2 protein-coding genes are annotated in these 1246 nt (G+C 57.9%); both read right to left on the bottom strand.

What is annotated here, in order from left to right:
* Positions 1 to 16: 16 nt before the first annotated feature.
* Complete coding sequence (locus CJP72_RS24840) at positions 17 to 334, bottom strand: Rieske (2Fe-2S) protein (protein WP_162383893.1); 318 nt, start codon at positions 332 to 334, stop codon at positions 17 to 19.
* A gap of 160 nt (positions 335 to 494) precedes the next feature.
* Positions 495 to 1246: MFS transporter (locus CJP72_RS24835; RefSeq protein WP_162383892.1), on the bottom strand; the 752-nt coding region annotated here is incomplete at its 5' end.

The following is a 1246-nucleotide window of genomic DNA, read 5'->3' as shown; positions in this document are numbered from 1 at the left end:
ATCCGTTGATTCACGCTCACCAGGTTTCGATGACGATAAATAGCTGTTCGTCTACTTGCTCGACAGGGTAGCGACTGACCTTGAGCTGGCTCGAGTTGAGCAGGTAGCCGGTGTGCAGATTAAAGCGCAGACCATGAGCACCACACTGAATCACCTCCCCTTCCAGTCGACCGCCGCACAGGGACGCCCCCTGATGGGGACAGCTGTCATCAATGGCGTGGAACTGCCCGGCAACGTTGAACAGCGCCAGGCTCTTGCCCTCCGCCTCTATCAAGACACGCTGTCCAGGGGCTGGTACGCGCCCGGCCGGAACGGCGATGCGTTTTTCTCTCATATTGCGGTTCCTTTTACTGTGGGTCGTTCCGCCAACGGGTCGGATGAGAACCCGACATCTTCGACATGCAGCAGAGTCAATGTCTGCCCCAGCTGCCGCTTGTCAGGCAGACACCTGAGACAGATAAAGCCAAAATAGACCTCTACTTTCACAATTCTGTTCATGTCCGAGCCTCCGTGGTCTGGCTACCAACGGCAGGTTCGCAAGTCACAGACTGCGGTTGATCACTTCCCAGCCTTGCCATGTCTTTGAGGTAGTGCCGCTTGGCATAGAAGAAGACGGCCGCCACCACGATGCTGATCAGGGGCACCAGTTGGAAGGCATTATCCAGGCCGATGAGGTCGGAGACCCTTCCTGTGACAAAGGGGCCTGGGGCCAGCCCGAGTAGGTTGTTGGCCAGGGTCAGGGTGGCAAAGGCCGTGCCGTGCACACTGGCGCTCGTCAGGTTTGCGACCATGGCCCCCGCCGGGCCCGAAGTGCCGGTGGCGATGAACATACCGAGGCAGATAAAGACCAACTGGAGCATACCGATCGGCAGGGCGAATGCCAGTGAGAGCAAAGCGCAACTGCTGAGGCTGTAGAAGATGGCCAGACTTATTTTGCGATCCGGTCGATCCCGACACAGTTTGTCACTCAGAATGCCGCAGAGGATCATACCTGCGCCGCTGCACAGCACGATGATGGCGGCTATGCTTCCCGCCTTTTCCGTGCCCATACCGTAATAGCGATTGAGGTAGCTCGGCATCCAGACGATGACGGTCCCGCCAACAAACAGCTGCAAGCCGCTGCCAATATAGGCAGAAATCACAGAGCGACTGGAATAGAGGGTACGCAACGACTTGCTGTAGACCTCAGGGGCAGGACGAGCGACTCCCCTCGCTGGCGAGATACGCGCTTCCTTGACGATGATGG

This window comes from Citrobacter sp. NCU1 (assembly GCF_010231475.1).
Lineage (GTDB): Bacteria > Pseudomonadota > Gammaproteobacteria > Enterobacterales > Enterobacteriaceae > Citrobacter_D.
The sequence above is the reverse complement of the archived record's forward strand: the minus strand, read 5'-3'. Positions and strand labels throughout refer to the sequence as shown.

Excerpts from the sequence above, each read along its gene's own strand:
- CJP72_RS24840 (WP_162383893.1), bottom strand. The coding sequence starts at position 334 with ATGAGAGAAAAACGCATCGCCGTTCCGGCCGGGCGCGTACCAGCCCCT.